General features: G+C 60.6%; 16 protein-coding genes. 5 read left to right on the top strand and 11 right to left on the bottom strand.

From position 1 onward, the window contains the following. Positions 1-74: 74 nt before the first annotated feature. Positions 75-821, top strand: coding sequence for an SDR family oxidoreductase (locus tag NQL71_RS20410; protein ID WP_046818114.1), 747 nt, complete (start codon positions 75-77; stop codon positions 819-821). Between the two features lie 63 nt (positions 822-884). Here NQL71_RS20410 and mapR read toward each other — a convergent pair whose 3' ends face one another. The 3 genes from mapR to NQL71_RS20395 all read right to left on the bottom strand — a co-directional run bounded on the left by mapR (position 885) and on the right by NQL71_RS20395 (position 4,285). Then, a complete protein-coding gene (gene mapR, locus NQL71_RS20405) occupies positions 885-2,294 on the bottom strand; it encodes a GntR family transcriptional regulator MpaR (protein WP_046818115.1) in 1,410 nt (469 codons plus the stop codon). Positions 2,295-2,425: 131 nt separating this feature from the next. Then, a complete protein-coding gene (gene ccoG, locus NQL71_RS20400) occupies positions 2,426-3,856 on the bottom strand; it encodes a cytochrome c oxidase accessory protein CcoG (protein ID WP_274643167.1) in 1,431 nt (476 codons plus the stop codon). A gap of 195 nt (positions 3,857-4,051) precedes the next feature. Beyond that, positions 4,052-4,285 carry a DUF3203 family protein gene (locus NQL71_RS20395; RefSeq protein WP_046818117.1) on the bottom strand — a complete coding sequence of 78 codons (234 nt, stop codon included), beginning with the start codon at positions 4,283-4,285 and terminating at the stop codon, positions 4,052-4,054. Positions 4,286-4,412: 127 nt separating this feature from the next. Between NQL71_RS20395 and NQL71_RS20390 the strand changes: the two genes are divergently transcribed. Further along, positions 4,413-4,916, top strand: a complete 504-nt coding sequence (locus NQL71_RS20390; RefSeq protein WP_046818118.1) for an MgtC/SapB family protein — start codon at positions 4,413-4,415, stop codon at positions 4,914-4,916. Positions 4,917-4,971: 55 nt separating this feature from the next. On the opposite strand, the gene NQL71_RS20385 is transcribed toward NQL71_RS20390, so the two are convergent. Next, a complete protein-coding gene (locus tag NQL71_RS20385) occupies positions 4,972-5,193 on the bottom strand; it encodes a hypothetical protein (protein ID WP_218586558.1) in 222 nt (73 codons plus the stop codon). A 279-nt stretch (positions 5,194-5,472) separates the two neighbouring features. Further along, a complete protein-coding gene (locus tag NQL71_RS20380; protein WP_162837839.1) occupies positions 5,473-5,640 on the bottom strand; it encodes a hypothetical protein in 168 nt (55 codons plus the stop codon). Positions 5,641-5,845: 205 nt separating this feature from the next. Between NQL71_RS20380 and NQL71_RS20375 the strand changes: the two genes are divergently transcribed. The 3 genes from NQL71_RS20375 to glgB all read left to right on the top strand — a co-directional run bounded on the left by NQL71_RS20375 (position 5,846) and on the right by glgB (position 13,574). Further along, the gene (locus tag NQL71_RS20375; RefSeq protein ID WP_248687485.1) at positions 5,846-7,840 is read left to right on the top strand and encodes an alpha-1,4-glucan--maltose-1-phosphate maltosyltransferase; all 1,995 of its coding nucleotides are present in this window, start codon (positions 5,846-5,848) and stop codon (positions 7,838-7,840) included. Between the two features lie 155 nt (positions 7,841-7,995). Continuing rightward, complete coding sequence (treS, locus tag NQL71_RS20370; protein ID WP_274643166.1) at positions 7,996-11,337, top strand: maltose alpha-D-glucosyltransferase; 3,342 nt, start codon at positions 7,996-7,998, stop codon at positions 11,335-11,337. A gap of 2 nt (positions 11,338-11,339) precedes the next feature. Continuing rightward, complete coding sequence (gene glgB, locus NQL71_RS20365) at positions 11,340-13,574, top strand: 1,4-alpha-glucan branching protein GlgB (RefSeq protein ID WP_077183748.1); 2,235 nt, start codon at positions 11,340-11,342, stop codon at positions 13,572-13,574. A gap of 79 nt (positions 13,575-13,653) precedes the next feature. Here glgB and NQL71_RS20360 read toward each other — a convergent pair whose 3' ends face one another. The 6 genes from NQL71_RS20360 to NQL71_RS20335 form a co-directional block, all read right to left on the bottom strand. Continuing rightward, positions 13,654-14,721, bottom strand: a complete 1,068-nt coding sequence (locus NQL71_RS20360) for an autotransporter domain-containing protein (protein ID WP_046818124.1) — start codon at positions 14,719-14,721, stop codon at positions 13,654-13,656. 311 nt (positions 14,722-15,032) lie between these two features. Further along, positions 15,033-17,612 carry an autotransporter family protein gene (locus tag NQL71_RS20355; protein WP_274643165.1) on the bottom strand — a complete coding sequence of 860 codons (2,580 nt, stop codon included), beginning with the start codon at positions 17,610-17,612 and terminating at the stop codon, positions 15,033-15,035. A 228-nt stretch (positions 17,613-17,840) separates the two neighbouring features. Further along, complete coding sequence (locus tag NQL71_RS20350; RefSeq protein ID WP_178134415.1) at positions 17,841-18,683, bottom strand: endonuclease/exonuclease/phosphatase family protein; 843 nt, start codon at positions 18,681-18,683, stop codon at positions 17,841-17,843. Between the two features lie 568 nt (positions 18,684-19,251). Beyond that, positions 19,252-20,010, bottom strand: coding sequence for a PIG-L deacetylase family protein (locus tag NQL71_RS20345; protein ID WP_046818127.1), 759 nt, complete (start codon positions 20,008-20,010; stop codon positions 19,252-19,254). 204 nt (positions 20,011-20,214) lie between these two features. Then, complete coding sequence (gene glgX / locus NQL71_RS20340) at positions 20,215-22,374, bottom strand: glycogen debranching protein GlgX (protein WP_046818128.1); 2,160 nt, start codon at positions 22,372-22,374, stop codon at positions 20,215-20,217. A 114-nt stretch (positions 22,375-22,488) separates the two neighbouring features. Next, positions 22,489-22,812: a DUF2934 domain-containing protein gene (locus NQL71_RS20335; protein ID WP_046818129.1), complete on the bottom strand. Its 324-nt coding sequence runs from the start codon at positions 22,810-22,812 to the stop codon at positions 22,489-22,491. Positions 22,813-22,822: the final 10 nt, after the last annotated feature.

The raw sequence follows: 22,822 nt of genomic DNA, 5'->3' as shown, positions 1-22,822 counted from the left end.
CGGTTTCATGCAAAATCCGCCAATGGCGGTTATTCTTCCCCCGACTGCAAAGGCTTTAATTGGGGAAAGTGTGCATGGACAAAGTCATCGTCATCACCGGCGGAAGTCGCGGTATTGGTGCGGCAACAGCGCTGTTGGCCGCCAAACAAGGCTATCGGATCTGCATCAACTACCAGTCCGATGAACAGGCGGCGCAAACGGTGCTGGACCAGGTCCGGGCGTTAGGCGCCCAAGCCATCGCAGTGCGCGCCGACGTCAGCATCGAAGATGAAGTCGTCGCCTTGTTCAACCGGGTGGACAGCGAGTTGGGCCGAGTCACGGCGCTGGTGAACAACGCCGGCACTGTCGGGCAAAAGTCCCGGGTCGACGAAATGTCCGAATTCCGCATCCTCAAGATCCTCAAGACCAACGTGCTGGCACCAGTACTCTGCGCCAAGCACGCCATCCTGCGCATGTCGCCCAAGCACGGCGGGCAGGGCGGCAGCATCGTCAACGTCTCCTCAGTTGCCGCGCGCCTGGGGGCACCCAACGAGTACGTCGACTATGCAGCCTCCAAGGGCGCGCTTGACACCTTCACCATTGGCCTGTCCAAGGAAGTGGCGGGTGAGGGGATTCGGGTCAATGCGGTACGGCCGGGCTATATCTATACCGATTTCCATGCGCTGAGCGGCGATCCGGATCGGGTCAGCAAGCTGGAGTCGGCGATTCCGATGGCCCGTGGCGGGCGACCGGACGAAGTGGCGGAGGCGATTGTATGGTTGCTGTCGGACAAGGCGTCCTACGCGACGGGGACCTTTGTCGATTTGGGTGGCGGTCGGTAAGTATTCAGGATCAACAGATCGCAGCCAGCCTGTAGGCGCTGCCGTAGGCTGCGATCTTTGCTTTTAGAAGGATCTGACAATCCGCCCCAGCGTCTCCATCGCCTTTTCCGCCGCCTCATCCCAAGGGCTCCCATAATTCAACCGAATGCAGTTGCTGAACCGCTGCGTCGGCGAAAAAATCGGCCCCGGCGCAATGCTGATGCCCTGTGCCAATGCCATCTGGAACAACTTCAATGAATCCATCTGCTCGGGCAGTTCCAGCCAGAGGAAGTAGCCGCCCGCCGGCTGGCTGACGCGGGTTTGCGCCGGGAAATAGCGGGCAATGGCCGACAGCATGGCGCTTTGCTGTTCCTCCAGGGCGTACCGCAGCCTGCGCAAATGCCGGTCATAGCCGCCGTGCTGCAGGTAATCGGCGATGGCGGCCTGGGCCGGCATCGAAGCACAGAGCGAGGTCATGAGTTTGAGCCGTTCGATCTTCTGCGCATAACGCCCGGCAGCGACCCAGCCGATGCGGTAACCCGGTGCCAGGCTCTTGGCGAACGAGCCGCAATGCATCACCAGGCCTTCGGTATCAAATGCCTTGGCGGGTTTGGGCGCCTGTTGGCCGTAATAGAGTTCGGCGTAGACGTCGTCCTCGATCAGCGGCACCTGATGGCTGCGCAGCAATTCCACCAGTTCGCGTTTTTTCGCTTCGGGCATTGTCGCGCCCATGGGGTTGTGGAAACTGGTCATGCACCAGCAGGCCTTGATCGGATGCCGTTCCAGGGTTTGCGCCAGCACTTTGAGGTCGATGCCGTCGCGCGGATGTACGGGGATTTCCACGGCCTTGAGTTTCAAACGTTCCAGCACTTGCAGGCAGGCGTAGAACGCCGGGGCTTCGATGGCCACCAGGTCGCCGGGTTGCGTCACCGCTTGCAGGCACAGGTTCAGCGCTTCCAGGGCGCCGTTGGTGATCAGCAGTTCCTCCATCGGCAGCATCAGGCCGCCGACCATGTAGCGCAGGGCGATCTGCCGGCGCAGTTGCGGGTTGCCCGGCGACATGTCGGTGACCACCATGCGCGGGTCCATCTCGCGGCTGGCGCTGGCCAGCGAGCGTGACAACCGTTGCAGCGGAAACAGGGTCGGGCTGGGGAATGCCGAGCCGAAGGCTACGGTGTTCGGGTCCTTGATCGAGTCGAGGACCGAAAACACCAGTTCGCTGACGTCGACTTCCGTGGATTCAGTGACCTGGCTGCTGATCTGCGGCTCGGAAAACGGCCGTGGCGCGTGGGCGTTGACGAAGTAGCCGGAACGCGGGCGGGCGCGAATCAGGCCGCGGCGCTCGAGCAGGTAATACGCCTGGAACACCGTGGATGGGCTGACCCCGTAGGTCTGGCTGGCATAGCGCACCGACGGCACGCGCTGGCCCGGCCCGAGGACACCGGTGCGGATCAGTTCAGCGATATCATCGGCGAATTTTTCGTAGCGTTTCATCCTAAGCCCGGATTGGTGTCATTCAGAAAAAATGAGGTGAGTTTTTCGCGAGCAGGCTCGCTCCCACAAGAACGAGGCAGTACCTGTGGGAGCGAGCCTGCTCGCGAATGGCAGCACCGCAGTCTAAGGGATCAACGGTTCATCGGCGCAACAAACCGGCTCTTCGCCTCGCTGAAGACGCCTGGCTCATCGCTGTCGACGACCTTGAAGCTGATGCCCTGCGAGCTGCTGCCCGGCCGCTGCGTGGTCATTGCCACCGATACCGGCACATCGACGATCTCGCCCGGCGCCAGGCTCAGCTCGGTCTTGCCATGCAACTGGAAGCCGTCGCCGTCGACCAGGGCCAGGCGGTAGTCCTGGCGTTGCTGAGTTTTGTTGATGACCTTCAGGCTATAGATGTTCTCGATCTGCCCCTGACTGTTCTCGCGGAACAGGCCGCGGTCCTTGCTGACGTCCAGCGACACCATCGGCCGCTCCATCAGCGCGACGACCAGGGCAACGATCATCACCAGCAGCACGGCGGTGTAACCGATCAAACGTGGCCGCAACAGGTGAGTCTTGCCGCCTTGCAACTGATGCTCCGAGGTATAGCTGATCAGGCCGCGTTCGTAGCCCATCTTGTCCATGATCGAATCACAGGCGTCGATGCACGCCGCGCAGCCGATGCACTCCATTTGCAAGCCGTCGCGAATGTCGATGCCGGTCGGGCACACCTGCACGCACAGCTGGCAATCGATGCAATCACCCAGGCCGACCTCGGCCGGCTTGGCCTCGCGCTTGCGCGGGCCACGGTTCTCGCCGCGGGCCACGTCGTAGGAAATGGTCAGGGTGTCCTTGTCGAACATCACGCTCTGGAATCGCGCATATGGGCACATGTGCATGCACACCGCTTCGCGCAGCCAGCCGGCATTGATGTAGGTGGCGCCGGTAAAGAACAGCACCCAGAACAGGCTGACGCCGCCCATGTGCAGGGTCAGCATCTCTTCGGCCAGTGGGCGGATCGGGGTGAAATAGCCGACGAAGGTCAGGCCGGTCAACAGGCTGATCGCCAGCCACAAGCTGTGCTTGGCCGAACGGCGCATCAATTTGTTCAGCCCCCAAGGCGCCGTTTGCAGCTTGATGCGCTGGTTTCGCTCACCTTCGGTGATTTTCTCGCACCACATGAAGATCCAGGTCCAGGAGCTCTGTGGGCAGGTGTATCCGCACCAGACGCGGCCGGCGAACACGGTGATCGCGAACAGGCCGAACGCGGCAATGATCAACAGTGCCGAGAGCAGGATGAAATCCTGCGGCCAGAACGTCGCGCCAAAAATGTGGAATTTGCTTTCCGAAAGGTCCCAGAGCACCGCCTGGCGACCGCCCCAGTCCAGCCACACGGTACCGAAGAACAACAGGAACAGAACACCCGCGCCGCTGATGCGCAGGCTACGGAACAGACCGGTGAAGCTGCGGGTATGGATCAGGTTGTCGCTGGACTTGGCCTTCATCTTTGTACGCGAAGGCTCAAAAGTCTTGACTGGGGCGGCACTCTCAAGGGTTCGGACGGGGATTCTATCGCTCATGGTCTTTCGCTCATCAGCCTCCATCAGGCATGAGCACTATGAGCGGCGATCTGTTTTCATAACAGACTCAGGTATTGCATTAAAAACCGGATCAGATGCGCGCGTACAGTCCTTCTGCGACAAGTTGAAGCACCTGTCGCAGCTGGTCGCAGACGTTTATGTCAGGCACTTGCGGTTTAGGTTGATCTGCGTCAGTCAAATCACCGAATCACTGTCGGTGGCCTTCAAATGCCGGCGACCGTCCACCGCACCTGCAACGGTCAAAGCGTCGGCTTCTGCTTCGGTGATGTAGATCCGCTGGCCGTTAAGGTCAACCGCCGACATGGCTTTGGCCCCGTCGGTAACAATGGTCACATCGGGGCACAGGCGAATTTCCTCGCCGTTTTCGGTGGTAAAGAAGCAGGTCTCGTTTTCGATGCGTACGGTCATGACGTGATCCTTGTTTTTACGACTGATGCATCATTAGGCTACCTGCGCCGAGCATCGTTCTGTGCAACTGATTAATGGTTGCTGCGGTCCATGCTCCATGACCATTGCTGTTATCAAGGAAAGTGCGATGAACGCCTGGTGGCATGAAGTCTGGGTGACCCTGCAAGCCGAGTTCGCCGACATCGGCGATGCCGCGCAATTGACCCGCATCACCGTGCGCCTGCTGATGGCCGCGGTGCTGGGCGGTATTCTCGGTTTCGAGCGCGAACACAAGGGCAAGGCCGCGGGAGTGCGCACCCATATGCTGGTGGCGCTGGGTGCGGCGTTGTTCGTGCTGGTACCGCAAATGTCCGGCTCCCAGGCCGACGCCATGAGCCGGGTGGTGCAAGGGGTGATCGCCGGGATCGGCTTCCTCGGCGCCGGCACCATTTTGAAAAACCAGGAAGGCGACGAAGGCCATGTCAAGGGCCTGACCACTGCCGCCGGCCTGTGGATGACCGCCGCCATTGGCGTGTCCGCCGGGTTGGGGCGGGAGGCGACGGCGGTGCTCAGTACGTTGTTGGCATTGTTGATTCTTGGCGTGATGCCGAGGATCGTGAAGCTGATCGATAAAGACAAAGACCCTCTGTAGGAGCTCAAGCCCCTATCGCCAGCAAGCCGGCTCCTACAGATTGGCGCAGTGTCCATCAATTAACGTCCACCGACGAACCTGTAGGAGCTGGCTTGCCAGCGAAGGCGGCCGCCGGGTACTCCGCGCAGCGCTGCTCATTCGATAGCTCATGCTGGCTATAGTCGAACTCACCAAGAAGCAGATGATCGTCCAACTCCTTGAGTATCGAGCTTCTAGCGTCCTCTCGTAGATTGCGCTCGGTATGGAAGCAGAGAAATTCGTAGTTGAAGATTTTCAATGTGAGGCCAGCCATCGATCAAGGGTTCACGGATAAGCGCGTTTTCCTCTGCGCTTGCTCGTTCTGTGAATCTGCCGACGTTAAAAAAGATCATGCTCATGGCTGGCCGTACTCAAGGTGGGTGGCGTCGTCAGTATGTCGCTCGATAAGCGCAATATAACCGCCTTACCGGCAGATAAAATTCACTTCAGGACCGGTACTACGCACCCCGTAGGCAACGTCCTTCGGCTTAGTCCTGCAATCGATCCCCCGGTGCGCCAGGGGAGCGATCAACTGTCTTCATTCAGGGGTCACAATCACCGGTGGCATGGTCGTCGGTGGTTCTTCCCTGGGTGGCGGGTTGCTGCCGGGTGGTTCCTGCTCGGGCACAGGTTGCGGATCAGAGGGTGGAATCACCGGGTTATCGATGTTCGGATCAGGGGTTTCTGCCGGGAATGGATTGTTCATCGTTGATGTCTCCAGTGGCACATGGCGTGAGTCGTGCTTAAGTTGGTTGACCACTGTGTGCAGGATTTGATTCCCGGTAGATCCCGCTGAACTTTTCCCGGCGGCCGGCGTTCGGAACCTAAGTGAGTTCATTCCAGGGTGAATTACTCGGCGGGATGGCAACCAGACACAAGAGCGTCCATGGGGCGTAAAGGAGTGATGCTCGATGACTGCTGAAAAACCGACTGAACTGAGCTACAACCCGCACATGCCGCTTTCACAGGCGTTGTTGCTGCCGCGAATCGTGATCGAAAATACCCTGCCAACCCTGGAGGGCGGGCAGTTTGCGGTCAAGGCCGTGGTCGGCGAGGACGTGGTGGTGACCAGCAAGGTGTTCGCCGACGGTCACGACAAGCTGGCCGTGCGGGTACGCTGGCGGGCCGAGGGCGACGAGATCTGGCAAAGCGAGGTCATGGCCGAGCTGGGCAATAACGGTTGGCAAGGCCGATTTCGGGTAGAGAGTCAGGGCCGGTATGTGTTCTGCATCGAAGCCTGGATCGATCAATTCGCCAGTTTTCGCTACGAACTGGAAAAAAAGCACACCGCTGGCGTGCCCGTCAGTCTGGAGTTGCAGGAAGGCCGCCTGCATGTGCAGCAAGCCGCCGAACGCGCCGAAGGGCCGCTCAGCGAGGCGTTGGCAGCCTTGCACCATGAGTTGTCGGGCCTGCTCGAAACCGAGCAGGTGGCACTGTTCCTGCACCAGCGTAGCGCCGAGTTGATGGCTCAGGCCGATCATCGTGCCTACCTGAGCCTCAGCCCGGAATACCCGGTCGACGTCGAGCGACAGCTTGCGCAGTTTGCCAGTTGGTACGAACTGTTCCCGCGCTCGATTACCGACGATCCCAAGCGCCATGGCACTTTCAACGATGTGCATTCACGGCTGCCGATGATCCAGGACATGGGCTTCGACGTGCTGTATTTCCCGCCAATCCACCCGATCGGTCGCAGTTATCGCAAGGGCCCCAACAACTCGTTGACCGCCGGACCTGACGATCCGGGCAGCCCCTATGCGATCGGCAGTGAAGAGGGCGGGCATGAGGCGATTCATTCGCAGCTGGGTAGTCGCGAAGATTTTCGTCGACTGGTGGCGGCGGCTGCGGACCATGGATTGGAGATCGCCCTCGATTTCGCCATCCAGTGCTCCCAGGACCATCCATGGCTCAAGCAGCACCCTGGCTGGTTCAACTGGCGGCCCGATGGCACGATCAAATACGCCGAAAACCCACCGAAAAAATACCAGGACATCGTCAACGTCGACTTCTATGCCGTCGAGGCAATCCCAAGCCTGTGGATCGAACTGCGTGACATCGTCGTAGGCTGGGTGCAGGAGGGCGTGAAGATATTTCGCGTCGACAACCCGCACACCAAACCGCTGCCGTTCTGGCAATGGCTGATCGCCGACGTTCGTGCGCTATACCCGGAGGTGATTTTCCTGGCCGAAGCTTTTACTACCCCGGCAATGATGGCGCGACTGGGCAAGGTCGGTTATTCCCAGAGCTACACCTATTTCACCTGGCGCAACACCAAGGCGGAGTTGGCGACCTATTTCACCGAACTCAACGAATCGCCGTGGCGCGAATGCTACCGGCCGAATTTCTTCGTCAATACACCGGACATCAACCCGGCGTTCCTGCACGAATCGGGGCGCCCCGGTTTTCTCATTCGTGCGGCGCTGGCGACCATGGGCTCGGGGCTGTGGGGCATGTATTCGGGGTTCGAGCTGTGCGAGTCGGCGCCGGTGCCGGGCAAGGAGGAATATCTCGACTCGGAGAAGTACGAGATCCGCCCCAGGGACTTCAACGCGCCCGGCAACATCATTGCCGAAATCGCCCAACTCAACCGCATCCGCCGACAAAACCCGGCACTGCATACGCATCTGGGCCTTAAGGTCTACAACGCCTGGAACGACAACATCCTTTACTTCGGCAAGCGCAGCGCCGACGGCAGTAATTTCATTCTGGTCGCGGTGAACCTGGACCCCCATAACCCGCAAGAAGCGAATTTCGAGCTGCCACTGTGGGAAATGGGCTTGCCCGATGACGCCAGCACTCAAGGCGAAGACTTGATGAATGGCCATCGCTGGACCTGGCACGGCAAGTACCAGTTCATGCGCCTGGACCCGGCGTATCAGCCGTTCGGTATCTGGAGAATTACTGTTTAGTCCATGATCGTTCCCACGCTCTGCGTGGGGATGTCGCCCCTGGACGCTCTGCGTCCACCGCTGTGACGCAGAGCGTCACGGGATGCATTCCCACGCAGAGCGTGGGAACGATTTCGGTGAGAAGGGTGCTCTTTCGAATTCAACAGGAGTTTCAAATGGCGAAGAAACCCAAGGCAGCCACGTTCATCAAGGATCCGCTCTGGTACAAGGACGCGGTCATCTATCAAGTCCACGTCAAATCCTATTTCGATTCAAATAACGACGGAATCGGTGATTTTCCCGGTCTGATCGCCAAACTCGACTACATTGCCGACCTGGGCGTCAATACCATCTGGTTGCTGCCGTTCTATCCCTCGCCACGCCGCGACGACGGCTATGACATCGCCGAGTACCGGGGCGTCCATAGCGACTACGGCACCATGGCCGACGCAAAACGCTTTATTGCCGAGGCGCACAAGCGCGGTTTGCGGGTGATTACCGAACTGGTCATCAACCATACCTCGGACCAGCACTCGTGGTTCCAGCGCGCACGCAAGGCGAAAAAAGGCTCCGCAGCCCGAGACTTCTACGTGTGGTCCGATGACGACCAAAAATATGACGGCACCCGCATCATCTTTCTCGACACCGAAAAATCCAACTGGACCTGGGACCCGGTGGCCGGCCAATACTTCTGGCACCGCTTCTACTCCCACCAGCCAGACCTGAATTTCGACAACCCGCAGGTCATGAAAGCCGTGCTGTCGGTGATGCGCTACTGGCTCGACATGGGCATCGACGGCTTGCGCCTCGACGCCATCCCGTACCTGATCGAGCGCGACGGCACCAACAACGAGAACCTGCCTGAAACCCACGACGTACTTAAGCAGATCCGCGCCGAAATCGACGCCCATTACCCGGACCGCATGCTCCTGGCCGAGGCAAACCAATGGCCGGAAGACACTCAACTGTATTTTGGCGACACCGATAAGTCCGGCCTGAACGGTGACGAATGCCACATGGCGTTTCACTTCCCGCTGATGCCGCGCATGTACATGGCACTGGCCCAGGAAGATCGCTTTCCGATCACCGACATCTTGCGCCAGACCCCGGAGATTCCGGCCAATTGCCAGTGGGCAATCTTCCTGCGCAACCACGATGAGCTCACCCTGGAGATGGTTACCGACAAGGAGCGTGACTACCTGTGGAATTACTACGCAGCCGACCGTCGGGCGCGGATCAACCTGGGTATTCGCCGGCGCCTGGCGCCGCTGATGGAGCGTGATCGCCGGCGCGTGGAGCTGCTCAACAGTCTATTGCTATCGATGCCTGGCACGCCGACCTTGTACTACGGTGATGAAATCGGCATGGGCGACAACATCTACCTCGGCGATCGCGACGGCGTGCGCACGCCGATGCAGTGGTCGATCGACCGCAATGGCGGGTTCTCCCGGGCTGATCCCGCCAGCCTGGTACTGCCACCGATCATGGACCCGCAATACGGCTACCTGTCGGTCAATGTCGAGACCCAGGCCGGCGATCCGCATTCGCTGTTGAACTGGACCCGGCGCATGCTCACGGTGCGCAAGCAGTCCAAGGCCTTCGGTCGGGGCACCTTGAAAATGCTTTCACCGGCCAACCGCCGGGTGCTGGCCTATACCCGCGAATACACCGGCCCTGACGGCAAGCACGAAATCATCCTGTGTGTGGCCAACGTTTCGCGCAGCGCCCAAGCGGTGGAACTGGACCTGTCCGCATACGTCGGCATGGTGCCGGTGGAGATGCTCGGCGGTAACGCCTTTCCACCGATCGGCCAATTGAGTTTCCTCCTGACCCTGGCGCCCTACGGTTTCTACTGGTTCGGCCTCGCCGCGGAAAACCAGATGCCGAGCTGGCACGTGGAGCCGGCGCAGAGCCTGCCGGACTTCACCACGCTGGTGCTGAAAAAACGCATGGAAGAACTGCTCGAGGCCCCATCGCGCGCGACGCTGGAGCAGGGCATCCTGCCAAACTGGCTGCAGAACCGCCGCTGGTTCGCCGGCAAGGATGCGGCCATCGAACAGGTTCACCTGGCCTACGGCGTGCGTTTTGGCGATGCCCAGCATCCGGTATTGTTGAGTGAAATCGAAGTCACCAGCGCAGGCGTGACCAGCCGCTATCAGCTGCCGTTCGGCTTCATTGCCGAGGACCAGGTCGGCACCGCGTTGCCCCAGCAGCTGGCCCTGTCGCGGGTGCGCCGTGGTCCGCAGGTTGGCTTGATCACCGATGCCTTCAGTCTGGAAAACTTTGTCCGCACGGTGCTGCAAGGCATGCACGACAACAGGGTGTTGCCGTCGGACGGCGGCGAAATCCGTTTCGAACCCACCGCCGAACTGGCCAAACTGGGCCTGACGGCGGAGTCGGATGTGCGTTACCTGTCCGCCGAGCAATCCAACAGTTCAGTGGTGGTCGGCAATAGCCTGGTACTGAAGCTGATCCGCAAGGTCGCGTCGGGTGTGCACCCGGAACTGGAAATGAGCGCGTACCTGACCGCGGCCGGCTTCGCCAATATCTCGCCGTTGCTGGGGTCGGTGGTGCGTCGGGATGCGGCGGGCGAAGACAACCTGCTGATGATTGCCCAGGGTTACCTGAGCAACCAGGGCGATGCCTGGGAGTGGACCCAGAACAACCTGGAGCGGGCGTTGCGCGACGAGCTCGCCGATGCCATGTCCGAACAGGAGCAACACTACAACGCCCTCGGTGAATTGAAGGATTTCGCCGCCATGCTCGGCCAGCGCCTGGGTGAAATGCATCAGGTACTGGCGGCGCCGAGCGACAACCCTGACTTTGCCCCGTACACCACCACCCAAAAGGATGCGCTGGCGACGGGCAAGGATGTTGTGGCACAAATCGAGCATGCGTTGAAGCTGCTCAAGCAACATCAAAATGAACTGAACCCGGCGGACAAAACCCTGGTCAGCCGTTTACTGGACAATAAAAAGGTCATCCTCAGCCATGTCCAGGAGCTGGCCAAGAAAACCGCCGGTGGCCTGCGGATCCGCGTGCATGGCGACTTGCACCTGGGGCAGGTGCTGGTGATCAAGGGCGATGCCTACCTGATCGACTTCGAAGGCGAGCCGGCGCGACCGCTGCCGGAACGACGGGGCAAACATAGCCCGTACAAGGATGTCAGCGGCGTGCTGCGTTCCTTCGATTACGCGGCGGCCATGACCATCAACGTGCACAACGTTGATAACACCGACCAGGCCCAGGCGGCTCGCCAGCGGGTCGGCGATCGGTATTTAAGTGAGGCAAGACAGGCATTTATCCACGCTTATCGGCTGGCGGCAGCTACGCTAGGCCATGCGTGGCAAGATCCTGAAGGCGAAGATGCCGCGTTGGCATTGTTCGGTCTGGAGAAGGCAGCTTATGAAGTGGCCTACGAGGCGGAAAATCGCCCCGCTTGGCTGCCCGTGCCGTTGCACGGTTTATATGGATTAATGAGTGGGCTTAAACCCTTTTCCGATCTTGGTGGAGAGTAGTCATGAGTTTCTCGAACAAGGAAACGGGTCAACATCACAGTGAAGCGCTGCTACCCAAGGCGCGGGATATCGATGCGCTGGTGCGTGCCGAGCATCGCGATCCCTTTGCCATTCTCGGCCCCCACGGCGATGGTGCCGGCGGACAATTCATCCGGGCTTATCTGCCGGGCGCCTTGAGCGTGCAGGTGGTGGACAAGGCATCCGGCGACGAGTTGGGCAATCTTGAAGCGACCCAGACCCCCGGGCTGTTCGTCGGGCATTTCCCGCGGGCTCAGCCGTACTTGTTGCGAACCCGCTGGGCCGGGGGCGAGCAGATTTCCGAAGACCCCTATAGTTTTGGACCGTTGCTGGGCGAGATGGATTTGTACCTGTTCGCCGAGGGCAATCACCGCGACCTGAGCAGCGCCCTGGGCGCGCAATTGAAGACCGTGGACGGGGTCGATGGCGTGCGTTTCGCCGTGTGGGCACCGAACGCCCGGAGGGTGTCAGTGGTGGGGGATTTCAACGTCTGGGACGGCCGTCGCCATCCTATGCGCCTGCGCCACCCTACCGGTGTCTGGGAACTGTTCATTCCACGCCTGCAGGCGGGGGAGGCTTATAAGTACGAAATCCTCGGCAAGGACGGGATCCTGCCACTCAAGGCCGACCCCATGGCGCTGGCCACCAGCCTGCCGCCGGACACCGCTTCGAAGGTCGCACCGCCGCTACGGATCGACTGGCAGGATCAGGACTGGATGCAGACCCGCGGGGAGCGCCAGCGCCCGACGGCACCGTTGTCGATCTACGAACTGCACGCCGGTTCCTGGCAATGCGAGCTGGACGACCTGGGCGAAGTATCCCGCCAGTACACTTGGCCGGAGCTGGGCGAGCGGCTGATTCCGTATGTGAAGGACCTGGGGTTCACCCACATCGAACTGATGCCGATCATGGAACACCCGTTCGGCGGCTCCTGGGGGTATCAGCTGCTTTCGCAGTTCGCCACCAGCGCCCGGTACGGGACGGGCGATGAGTTCGCTGCCTTCGTCAATGCCTGCCACCTGGCGGGCATCGGCGTGATCCTCGACTGGGTGCCGGCGCATTTCCCTACCGACACCCACGGCCTGGCCCAGTTCGATGGCACCGCGCTGTACGAGTATGGAAACCCACAGGAAGGCTTTCACCAGGACTGGGACACCCTGATCTACAACCTGGGCCGCACCGAAGTGCACGGCTACATGCTGGCGTCGGCGTTGCACTGGCTCAAGCATTTCCACGTTGACGGCTTGCGGGTCGATGCAGTGGCGTCGATGTTGTACCGAGATTACTCGCGCAAGGCCGGCGAGTGGGTACCCAACCGCCATGGCGGCCGGGAGAACCTCGAGGCCATCGACTTCCTGCGTCACCTCAACGACGTCGTCGCGCTGGAAGCACCGGGGGCGCTGGTGATTGCCGAAGAGTCCACGGCCTGGCCGGGGGTCAGCCAGAGCACGCAACAGGGCGGCCTGGGCTTTGCCTATAAATGGAACATGGGCTGGATGCACGATTCGCTGCATTACATTCAGCAAGACCCGGTGTACCGCGCTCATCATCACAACGAACTGAGCTTCGGCCTGGTGTACGCCTGGTCGGAGCGGTTCATTCTGCCGATTTCCCACGATGAAGTGGTGCACGGCAAGCACTCGCTGATCGACAAGATGCCCGGCGACCGCTGGCAGAAATTCGCCAACCTGCGGGCCTACCTGAGCTTCATGTGGACCCACCCGGGCAAGAAACTGTTGTTCATGGGCTGCGAATTCGGCCAATGGCGCGAGTGGAACCACGACCAGCAGCTTGATTGGTACCTGTTGCAGTACTCCGAACACAAAGGCGTACAGAAGCTGGTGAGTGACCTCAACCGGTTGTATCGCGAAGAGCCGGCGCTGCACGAGCAGGACGACGTGCCGCAGGGCTTCCAGTGGCTGATTGGCGATGACGCGATCAACAGCGTCTATGCCTGGATGCGCTGGAGCAAGGACGGTCAGCCGATACTGGTGGTGGCCAACTTCACGCCGGTGCCGCGCGAGGCTTATCGCGTTGGCGTACCGTTTGCCGGGCATTGGAGCGAGGTGTTCAACAGCGATTCGTCGATCTATGCCGGATCCAACTATGGCAACAGTGGCGGGGCAACGGCCGAGGAAACGCCGAGCCATGGGCAGGCGTTGTCGCTGGTGTTGAATTTGCCGCCGTTGGCGGTGTTGATGTTGCGCCCGCAAGGCTGATCAGGCGCCGTCTTCGCGGGCAATCCGACTGGCCCGCGAAGAGCCTGCGTGGGGAACTGTCAGGTCCTGGCAGTTCCGCTCACCAACGCATCCGTACCCCGAGGCTGCCAATCAGCCCGTTCAAATCATTGTCATCCACATCACTGCTGTAGTCTGCACTGACGTACAGGCTCACGGTGGGTGTCATTCTGGCGACCAGTCCCAAGCCCAGTTCGACCGTCGAGGAGTTGCGGCTGCTGCTGATCTTGTCGACCTGGTCGAGGGTCACGGTATTGCCGGTGTACACCGTGTGCCACAAGTTGGTTCGCACATAGGGTTCGACGGGAAGGCCGTTGATGTCGTAGCTGCCTTTCAACTTGGCACCGACCCTGCCGCTCCACGAGGTGAGGTCACTGGAGGAGGCATTGCTCGAACCGGCATAAGGCGTGTCCAGGGTGATCCGCTGATTGATCAATTGCGCCTGGGGTTCTACCACCCAGTTTTCGCTGATGCCAATCGGAAAACCGCCTTCTACCGAAAGCGTCACCGCGCTGCCTTCGGTGATTTGTCGGGCGCCTTGTTCATTGCGACTGTAGCCATTGACCCGACCACCGCTGGCGGACAAATCGACGTGCCAACCCTGTGGGCCAGTCAGGCTCCAGTAGGCGCCGAGGCTCTGCCCTTGCAGGTTGAGAGTGTCGTTGCGCGGGTCCGACTGTGCGCGGTTGGTCATCAAGCCGTTGCCGTTGCCATGGAACTCGGCGGTGCCGCCAATCAGGCCGACCCGTTGGGTATGACCGCTATTGCTTTGCAGGGTCACCAGCGCCGGGCTTTTGTGTTCGCCGGAGCCAGGGATGGAAAAACCCTGGGCCAGGGCGTCGGTCTGTGCCTGGCGCGAGGCGTGGCCATAGAGTTGATCCCAGGCCCCGGGCGCGGCGTCCTCGACGGTCAGGCTGGAACTTCGGGTATCGGCAATCGGGCGGAAATGGCCCGGATAGTGGCTGGCGGGTGCGGGCAAGGTGAGGGCGGGAATATCCTGGCGGTACCAGGGTGTCGTTTCTTCGTCGGCGGGGGAGGCCTGCACTTCCATGGATGAACACAGCAGGAGCGTACTGGAGACAGTGCAAAAACTAATCCGGATCTCTTGTGAGGTGAATGAGGTTTTCATGGAGGTCTACCTTGCAATCGCATGCGGTATCTCGCTTTGGCGTCTCTCCTACCCCGAGTGAGGGGCGACCGAAGGAATTAGGACAAGCCGGGCCTCCTGCCCGTTTTCACGGGCGGCGGCGGTTGGTCCTGATGGTGATTCCGGGGTAGTAACGTGAAGTCAAGAGGACCTCAGGCATTGCGTCAAGAAAGTGGCCGATAAATGGTAGCTGTATTTTAGATCATATAAGTGACTGATTTACGACGCATCCATAAGCTCTTGTTTATTGGAAGGAACGTCAAAAAACTCGCGAGATAGAGCCTTTACTCAGACTACCAACTCAACCTTATTCCCAGGTTTGCGCTCATTGCACGCAACGGGTTGCTGTCGATATTGCTGCTGTAATCGGCATTGGCATACAGGCTGACAGCAGGTGCCAGTGTGAGGACGGCACCGATGCCGAGATCGGCCGAAGACGTGCGTTGTTCGGTCTTGATCTCGGTGCTGTCGTCGAATGTCACCGTGTCGGTTCCCGACAATGTGTGCCACAGGTTGACGCGCAGATAGGGTTCCAGGGGCAGCCCGGCGACGTCATAGCGCCCCTTGAGGCGGGCGCCGAGGCGGCCGGTCCAGGCCGGGTCGGCATCGAACGACACCCTGGAAATACCATCATCCTGGCTCTTCAGGTCAACCTGTTGATTGATGACTTGCACTTGGGGTTCGACCACCCAGTTGTCCGCCACTGCAACGGGGTAGCCGGCCTCCACCGAGAGGGTCATGGCGTGGCCGTCGTTGTCGATTTCCAGGCCTCGGTCGGAGTGGCTGTCGCCGTTCAGCCAGGTGTACATGGCCACGGTATCGACATACCAGCCCTTGGGATCGGTCAGGGTCCAGTAGAGCCCGAGGTTCTCACCTTGCAGCTCGACCTTGCCGGCGCGCATGTCCTGGAAACCCTGGTTGAATCCGTCGACATCACCCTTCAAGCGGCTATGCCCCACGAAAAAGCCGGTGCGCTGGGTTTGCCCGGCGGACGTTTGCGAGGCGAACAGATCGTTGCCGACCTGAAATCCATTCAACGAACCGTCGAGCCGTGGCGTGACGGTGCCGGCCCAGGTCTGGTCGAAGTTTTTCCCGTAGACCCGACCCCAGCCCGCGCCAAAGGCCCCGGTTTCGTTCAGCAGGCGTTGATCACCCTGGCGATCATGGAAGGTGCCCAGCGCCGTCAGGGCCAATTGCGCTGCCGCCGGTGGCAACACCGACCAGACCGGGACTTCCTGGCGGTACAGGGGAATGGGTGCGGCGCCAGCAACGGGCGCCGGCAAAGGCGGGGTGCCGACAGCTGCCACCGGTAGTGGTACCAACGGCACCAACACGGGCGGCAATGCTGGGTCGGGATTGGGATTTGGAACAGGCTCCGGATCGGGTACCGCTGTGGCCACCAACGGAGGCGCAACGACGGACGAACGCAGGTACCAGCTGTTTTCGCTGCCGACAGTGACGCCACCCTTGAACAGGTGGTAATCGAAAGCCCCGGCCGATAACGGCGCCTTGAGCGTGAAGGCGCCACTGTCGCTGATGGCCGTGCCCTGGGCCTGGACAACCTGAATGCCGTTTTGCAGGGTTGCCGCGCCCGTGCCCCCCAGATTGTTGACGGTAATCGAGGTGGTGCCGGTCAAGGTGCCGTCATTGACCACCAGTCTGTCACTGGGGGAGCTGTCATCGCCGAGCGTACTTTGTACCCGGAGCTGGCCACCGCTGCCGGCATAGTTGCCCTGCACCGTCAGGGTGTCGCTGGTGCGGGTATTGCCGCTGCTCAGGTCGATGACCCCGGCGTTGTTCAGCGTCGCACGCTGGCCTGCGGTGAATGGGGTAAGGCTGCCTTGGGTCGAAGTCACGACACTGCTGCCGTCGATGTTGAACACGCCGCTGCCAGTGGAACTGTCACCGAGGACAAAGTTGCCATCCAAGTCCAATCGCGAGCCATTGCCGAGGTTGACGGTTTCCCAGTTGGCGTAACGAGCGGCTCCGTGGGTGGTGGTGTTATCGAAGGTCAGCAGATCACTGCCGTTGCCACCGTTGAGGAGCGGCGTCTGGGCCAGGATGTTGTCATTGAGATTGCGCAGGGTTGCCCGGTCATTGCCGTCTTCCATCAGGATCGCCGAGCGGATGATCCCGCCGCCATCCCAGGTCAGGGTGTCGTTGCCCACGCTGGCACGAATCTCGCCGACGATTTCGCCTCCGGTCACCGTGATGCTGTCGTTGCCGCCGCTGACACTGATGTTGCCGCCGATCCTGCCACCGGAAACGATGATGGTGTCGGTGCCAAACCCGGTGACCAGATTGCCAAGAATCTGCCCTCCAGACAGATCGAACAGATTGTTGTCGAGCTTCATGTCGACCCGGCCGATGCTGCCACCGGTCATCCTGGCGGTGTCACCGTCCTCGAAGGCGCCGGTGATCGTGCCCGCGCTCATCTCGAAAAAGTCACGACTGTCGCCCTGGGCAAGCGACTGGATGGTCCCGCCGCTCATCACGAAGGTATCGACGCCATTGCCCTGGTTAACAGCGCCGGCGACCTGGCCGGCACTGATGCTGAACGTGTCGGCCCCGTCCCCCTGATTGACGCTTCCGGAGATGATGCCGGAGTTCATGCCCAGGGCGTCGTTTCCGCCGCCGAACGTCACATTGCCTGTGATGGTGCCAGTGCCATTGGTGGGAAAGGTCAGGGTGTTGTTACCCGCCAGGTCAGTCAGCGGCCCGCTATTGCCGCTGTCACACACGAAGTTGTCGTTGCCGGGGGAGGGCGTGAGGGTACAGGCGGCGTGGCTGGGCAGTGACCAGCCCATGCAGAGCCAGATGGAAATGGCGCAGGCGCTGTAACGGCAGTTGGGCAGTTCTTTACAAAGGTTCATGCTCGTCTCCGCGTAAGAATCGCACCGATGCCTTGCAGGTAAAGCAAGTCATCAAGTGCATCGGCAGCGCGAGTTGCGAGACATCATCAGGAAGGCATAAACCCTTCGGGCAACGACGGCTACGGGGCCAGTCCGCACGCCTCAGTCGAAACGGACGGGAGCACCGTAGCAGGTGTTTTTCAGGGCATCTACTGTCACAAATGACAGGTGGAGATCAGATCCGTAGCCTTACAGGTGCACTTCAACCGCCAACGGCAGGTGATCTGACAGGTGCGTCCAGGGCTTGTGGCCGAGGATTTTCGGTTCATGGCTGCTGGCGTTGCGCAGGTAGATCCGGTCCAGGCGCAGCAGAGGGAAGCGCGCCGGATAGGTTTTCGCCGGACGGCCATGGTGGCGTTCGAAGGCTTCGTGCAAGTAGTCACGACGTGAGAGGGCGACGTTGCCCTGCAACTGCCAGTCGTTGAAGTCGCCGGCGATGATGACGGGCGCCTCATCAGGCAAGGATTCGAGCAATTGGCAAAGCAACTGCAGCTGCAACTGGCGATGACTTTCCAGCAGGCTCAGGTGCACGCAAATCGCATGGACCTCGGCGTGACCCGGCACGTCCAGCACGCAGTGCAACAGGCCACGGCGCTCGGGGCCGGTGATGGAGACGTCGAGGTTGCGGTATTCGCGGATAGGGTATTTGGACAGCAGCGCATTGCCGTGGTGACCGTCGGGGTAGACCGCATTGCGACCGTAGGCGAAATCGCTCCACATGCTGTCGGCCAGGAACTCGTACTGCGACATTTGCGGCCAGTTGTTGTAGCGCGAAGAATGTCGCTCGTGTTCACCGACAACTTCCTGCAGGAACACCAGGTCGGCGGATGTACTGCGGACCGCGTCGCGCAATTCCGGGAGGATGAAGCGCCGGTTGAGTGCGGTGAACCCTTTGTGGGTGTTGACCGTCAGTACGCGCAATCGATGGATGACCGTCGGGGTGTCCAACGGCACTGAGTCTGCTGCCTGCCGATTAGAGTGGCTGCTCACTTTCACTCCTCTGAATGCGGGTTGCTTATGTATGCGACTCATGGAGGCGCGTGCAGTTCAGCTCTTTTGCGTACATATCCATTTCTGTGGTTTTTGCGGTTGTACCCGATTTACTGTAGGCGCTGGTTTGTCGGGCCGCCGCATCGCAGCGAAGGCGGCCTTATAGCCGACCTATTATTTGTTGATGGAGTACATATCCATTCCTGCGGTAACGGCCGCCTATGGTTTCGCCCTTACGGCGAGTCCCTTTTGTCAAACGCCACAAAAGGAACCAAAAAGTCTTGCCCCACCATTCGGTGCCTCGCTGAGGCTCGGCATGCCCTCACTCCGGCATTGCTCCGTGGGCCCGCCGCCATCGGCCATCCATGGCCGAGGGCGGCTATCCCGGCATCCATGCCGGGATGCCCACTGCGCAACGCCTGCGTTCGGCCTCTGGAAATGGGGCAGGTAGATCAAAAGCCAAAGCCAAGCAACAGCAAGATCAAAAGATCAAAAGATCAAAAGATCAAAAGATCAAAAGATCGCAGCCTTCGGCAGCTCCAGGGGGGCATGCTGAGCCTTGGCGAGGCACCGAACGTCAGGGGCAAGAGCCCTTGGTGCAAGTCGGCTATCAGACAAAGACAATCTCATAAGGCAACCGCATCCGCTCCAGCAGAACCCTCGGCAACCGTGGCGCAACCCCAATGGCCGGCTCGCCATCGAGCTGACTGGCGTAGGCATGGGTCGCGTGGCTCTTGCGCGCCACCGTCCAGGTGTCCAGGCGAACTTTGCGCGCCCGGTGCCAGGGGATCAGGGCGCTATCGCGGGTAGGCCAGTGCCAGGCCCAGACCGGTATCTCAGTGAAGACAGCGCCGGCGCCGCTGGCGGCGTTGGCGCTGGCGCGGCCGACGGCGTCGTGGTCGCTGTTGCCGTCCTCGCACCAGGTGCTGAACACCACGTCGCCCGGTCGTAGATAACGGGCGATGAACTGCGTGAGCGCCTGCTCATGCTCCGCCAGGGTGTTGTCGGTGAAGCCACCGCGTATCCATTTCAGGCTGTGCATCGGCAACCCGAGCCGGCGCAGGGCCTCGACGCTTTCCTGGGAGCGATACACGCTCAGGCGTTTCTCCGACCACTGTTGAGACCCTCGATGGCTGGCGCTGCCGTCAGTCACCGAGATCAGTTGCAAGGGGTGTCCCGTGGCACTGAGCAACTGCAGCAGGCCGCCGCAGGTCAGCACCTCGTCGCCGGGATGGGGAGCGATCACCACGGCACGGGCACCGGGGGGAAGAAGGGACTGGGTACCAATGACCGGAATATTGGCCAGCTGCGGAGCGCTGTTCCAGATTTGTTCTGCAAGGCTGCTGTCACTGATGGACACAGATTTCATGGCGTTACGTCCTTGTTCCGTTCGCCTTCAGTCGAGCGCTACGCAAACGCAGCAGTCATGAGGGCGGGTTGATAGCGATGCGCGGCGCTCCGAACCCTGGACAGCCGCGCATCGAGTATTGCTCATGTATCGGTATTCGTCGCGCCGGATGTGTGCGCACGCACATTTTTCCGACGCGCCGGCTTCATTCAACGAACGCTGTTTCTACTCCTCTTCGTCACGTTGCAGTTCGAACAACAGCAACGAACGTCCGGTGACCGAGTACTCACGACCGAAGTCGAAGCGCTCCTGGCCGCGTATGGAGGGTTGATTGGTGTCGATCAGGCAGGTCCAGAAGCTGCCATCGGGTACTTCCGGCAGCAAGAAATTGACGATGTCGTGATGGGCGTTGACCACCAGCAACAGGGTGGCGTCCGCCCCTTTGCGGCGGATGCCGGTTTCCTGGGCGCGACCGTCGAGCAACATGCCCAGGCAGCGGTTGTGCGCATCGTGCCAGTGGTCGGTGGTCATTTCGCTGCCATCGGGCGCCAGCCAGGTGACATCCTTGACGCCGATGTCCTCGTTGTAATTGCCGACCAGGAAGCGTCCACGGCGCAGGATCGGGTAGGTCAGGCGCAACTTGATCAGGCGCTTGACGAACTTGAGCAGGGCTTTGCCGTCTTCGCTCAGGTTCCAGTTGACCCAGCCGATCTCGCTGTCCTGGCAATAGGCGTTGTTGTTGCCCTCCTGTGTCCGCGCGAATTCATCGCCGGCCACCAGCATCGGCGTACCCTGGGCGAGCAGCAAGGTGGCAAAGAAATTGCGCATCTGTCGCTGGCGCAGCGCGTTGATTTCCGGGTCGTCCGTGGGGCCTTCGACGCCATGGTTCCAGGACAGGTTGTTGTTGCTGCCATCCTCGTTGTTCTCGTCGTTGGCTTCGTTGTGCTTGTCGTTGTACGACACCAGGTCGTTGAGGGTGAAACCGTCGTGGGCGGTGATGAAGTTCAGCGATGAATAAGGCCGTCGGCCGCGCTGGTTGAACATTTCGCCGGATGCGGTCATGCGGCTGGCGAAGTCCGCCAGCTGGCCATCGTCACCTTTCCAGAAGGAGCGCACGGTGTCGCGAAACTTGTCGTTCCATTCCACCCAGCCCGGAGGAAAGCGCCCGACCTGATAACCCCCAGGCCCGCAATCCCATGGCTCGGAGATCAGCTTGACCTGACGCAGGACCGGGTCCTGGCGGCAAGCAACAAGAAAACTGTGACGCTCATCGAAGCCGTCGTGATAACGCCCGAGGATGGTCGCCAGGTCGAAGCGGAAGCCGTCCACATGCATTTCCGAAGCCCAGTAGCGCAGGGAGTCGGTAACCATCTGCAGTACGCACGGGTGGCTCAGGTCCAGGGTGTTGCCGGTGCCGGAGTCATTAATGTAGAAGCGTTTGTCCTCTGGCATCAAACGGTAGTACGACGCGTTGTCGATGCCGCGCATGGACAGGGTCGGGCCTTGTTCGTTGCCCTCGGCGGTGTGGTTGTAGACCACGTCGAGGATCACTTCCAGGTTGGCTTCGTGCAGATGCGCGACCATTTCCTTGAACTCGGCGATCTTGCCGCTGGCCAGGTAGCGCGGGTCGGGAGCAAAGAACGCAATGCTGTTGTAGCCCCAGTAATTGGTCATGCCTTTGTGCAGCAGGTGCTGATCGTTGACGAAGGCGTGGATCGGCAACAGTTCGACGGTCGACACGCCCAACTTGCGGATGTGCTCCAGCACTTCATCGACCATCAGCCCGGCGAAGGTCCCTTGCAGGTGCTCGGGGACGGCGGGGTGACGCATGCTGAAGCCGCGCACGTGGGTTTCATAGATGATCGTTTTGTCCCAGGGCACGCTGACCCGATGATCGTGACCCCAGGTGTGCGCCGGATCGATCACCTTGCATTTGGGCACGAAGGGCGCGCTGTCGCGTTCGTCGAAGCTGAGGTCGCGGTCCGGATGGCCGATGGTGTAGCCGAACAAGGCCTCGGACCATTTCAGGCGCCCGACCAGTTGTTTGGCATAGGGGTCGATCAACAGTTTGTTGGGATTGAAACGATGGCCGTTAGCCGGGTCGTACGGACCGTATACGCGGTAGCCGTAGATCAGGCCCGGATGGGCGTCGGGCAAGTAGCCGTGGTAAATCTCGTCGGTGTATTCCGGCAGTTCGATGCGTTCGAGTTCCACTTCGCCGGCATCATCGAAAATGCACAGTTCGACCCGGGTGGCGTTGGCCGAGAACAAGGCGAAATTGACCCCCAGGCCATCCCAGGTCGCACCGAGCGGAAAGGGCAGGCCTTCACGGATGCGCGAGGGTTCGGCACGGGGAGGCGGCGTTTCTTTCTTCGGACGGGTCATATTGGCTCCAGCAACGGCAGACAGTAACGGGGCTCAGTATTTTTTTCGCGGGCGAGCACACCCCCCGGTGGCGAGTGAACTCGCCACTGAATGATTCAATGCGACGGCAGAAGCTTAGACGGCTGGCGGTTTTCGCGCAGCGCGGGGTTTTTTCTCGGTGGCTTTCTCCCCAGGCGGTATCACCGCGGAGGCAGCCGCCGGCTTGGCCTTGGCCTTGGGTTTTGGTGCGGCGGCCTTGCCATTGAGTTTGCTTTCGCCTTCTTTAGTCGCGGCTGTCTTGCTCGCCGCCGCTTTTGCCGGCTTTTTCGGCGCCAGTTTTTCGGCTTCGGCCAGTTTGCGCGCCATCTCCCAGTGACGTGCCTCCTGGCCCTCTGGTTTGCCTTCAGATTCCCAGATCTGATAGGCAAACTCGCGGATACGCTTATCGTCGCTACTCATCGCATTGCTC

Origin of the sequence: Pseudomonas serbica (assembly GCF_028823535.1) — a bacterium.
GTDB lineage: Bacteria > Pseudomonadota > Gammaproteobacteria > Pseudomonadales > Pseudomonadaceae > Aquipseudomonas > Aquipseudomonas serbica.
Note: the sequence above shows the minus strand (reverse complement) of the source record. Positions and strands in the feature narration are given on the sequence as shown.

Bases quoted from the DNA above. Each gene is read 5' to 3' on its own strand.
- NQL71_RS20410 (WP_046818114.1), top strand. From the start codon at position 75: ATGGACAAAGTCATCGTCATCACCGGCGGAAGTCGCGGTATTGGTGCG.
- mapR (WP_046818115.1), bottom strand. From the start codon at position 2,294: ATGAAACGCTACGAAAAATTCGCCGATGATATCGCTGAACTGATCCGC.
- ccoG (WP_274643167.1), bottom strand. From the start codon at position 3,856: ATGAGCGATAGAATCCCCGTCCGAACCCTTGAGAGTGCCGCCCCAGTC.
- NQL71_RS20395 (WP_046818117.1), bottom strand. From the start codon at position 4,285: ATGACCGTACGCATCGAAAACGAGACCTGCTTCTTTACCACCGAAAAC.
- NQL71_RS20390 (WP_046818118.1), top strand. From the start codon at position 4,413: ATGAACGCCTGGTGGCATGAAGTCTGGGTGACCCTGCAAGCCGAGTTC.
- NQL71_RS20380 (WP_162837839.1), bottom strand. From the start codon at position 5,640: ATGAACAATCCATTCCCGGCAGAAACCCCTGATCCGAACATCGATAAC.
- NQL71_RS20375 (WP_248687485.1), top strand. From the start codon at position 5,846: ATGACTGCTGAAAAACCGACTGAACTGAGCTACAACCCGCACATGCCG.
- treS (WP_274643166.1), top strand. From the start codon at position 7,996: ATGGCGAAGAAACCCAAGGCAGCCACGTTCATCAAGGATCCGCTCTGG.
- glgB (WP_077183748.1), top strand. From the start codon at position 11,340: ATGAGTTTCTCGAACAAGGAAACGGGTCAACATCACAGTGAAGCGCTG.
- NQL71_RS20360 (WP_046818124.1), bottom strand. From the start codon at position 14,721: ATGAAAACCTCATTCACCTCACAAGAGATCCGGATTAGTTTTTGCACT.
- NQL71_RS20355 (WP_274643165.1), bottom strand. From the start codon at position 17,612: ATGAACCTTTGTAAAGAACTGCCCAACTGCCGTTACAGCGCCTGCGCC.
- NQL71_RS20350 (WP_178134415.1), bottom strand. From the start codon at position 18,683: ATGAGTCGCATACATAAGCAACCCGCATTCAGAGGAGTGAAAGTGAGC.
- NQL71_RS20345 (WP_046818127.1), bottom strand. From the start codon at position 20,010: ATGAAATCTGTGTCCATCAGTGACAGCAGCCTTGCAGAACAAATCTGG.
- glgX (WP_046818128.1), bottom strand. From the start codon at position 22,374: ATGACCCGTCCGAAGAAAGAAACGCCGCCTCCCCGTGCCGAACCCTCG.
- NQL71_RS20335 (WP_046818129.1), bottom strand. From the start codon at position 22,812: ATGAGTAGCGACGATAAGCGTATCCGCGAGTTTGCCTATCAGATCTGG.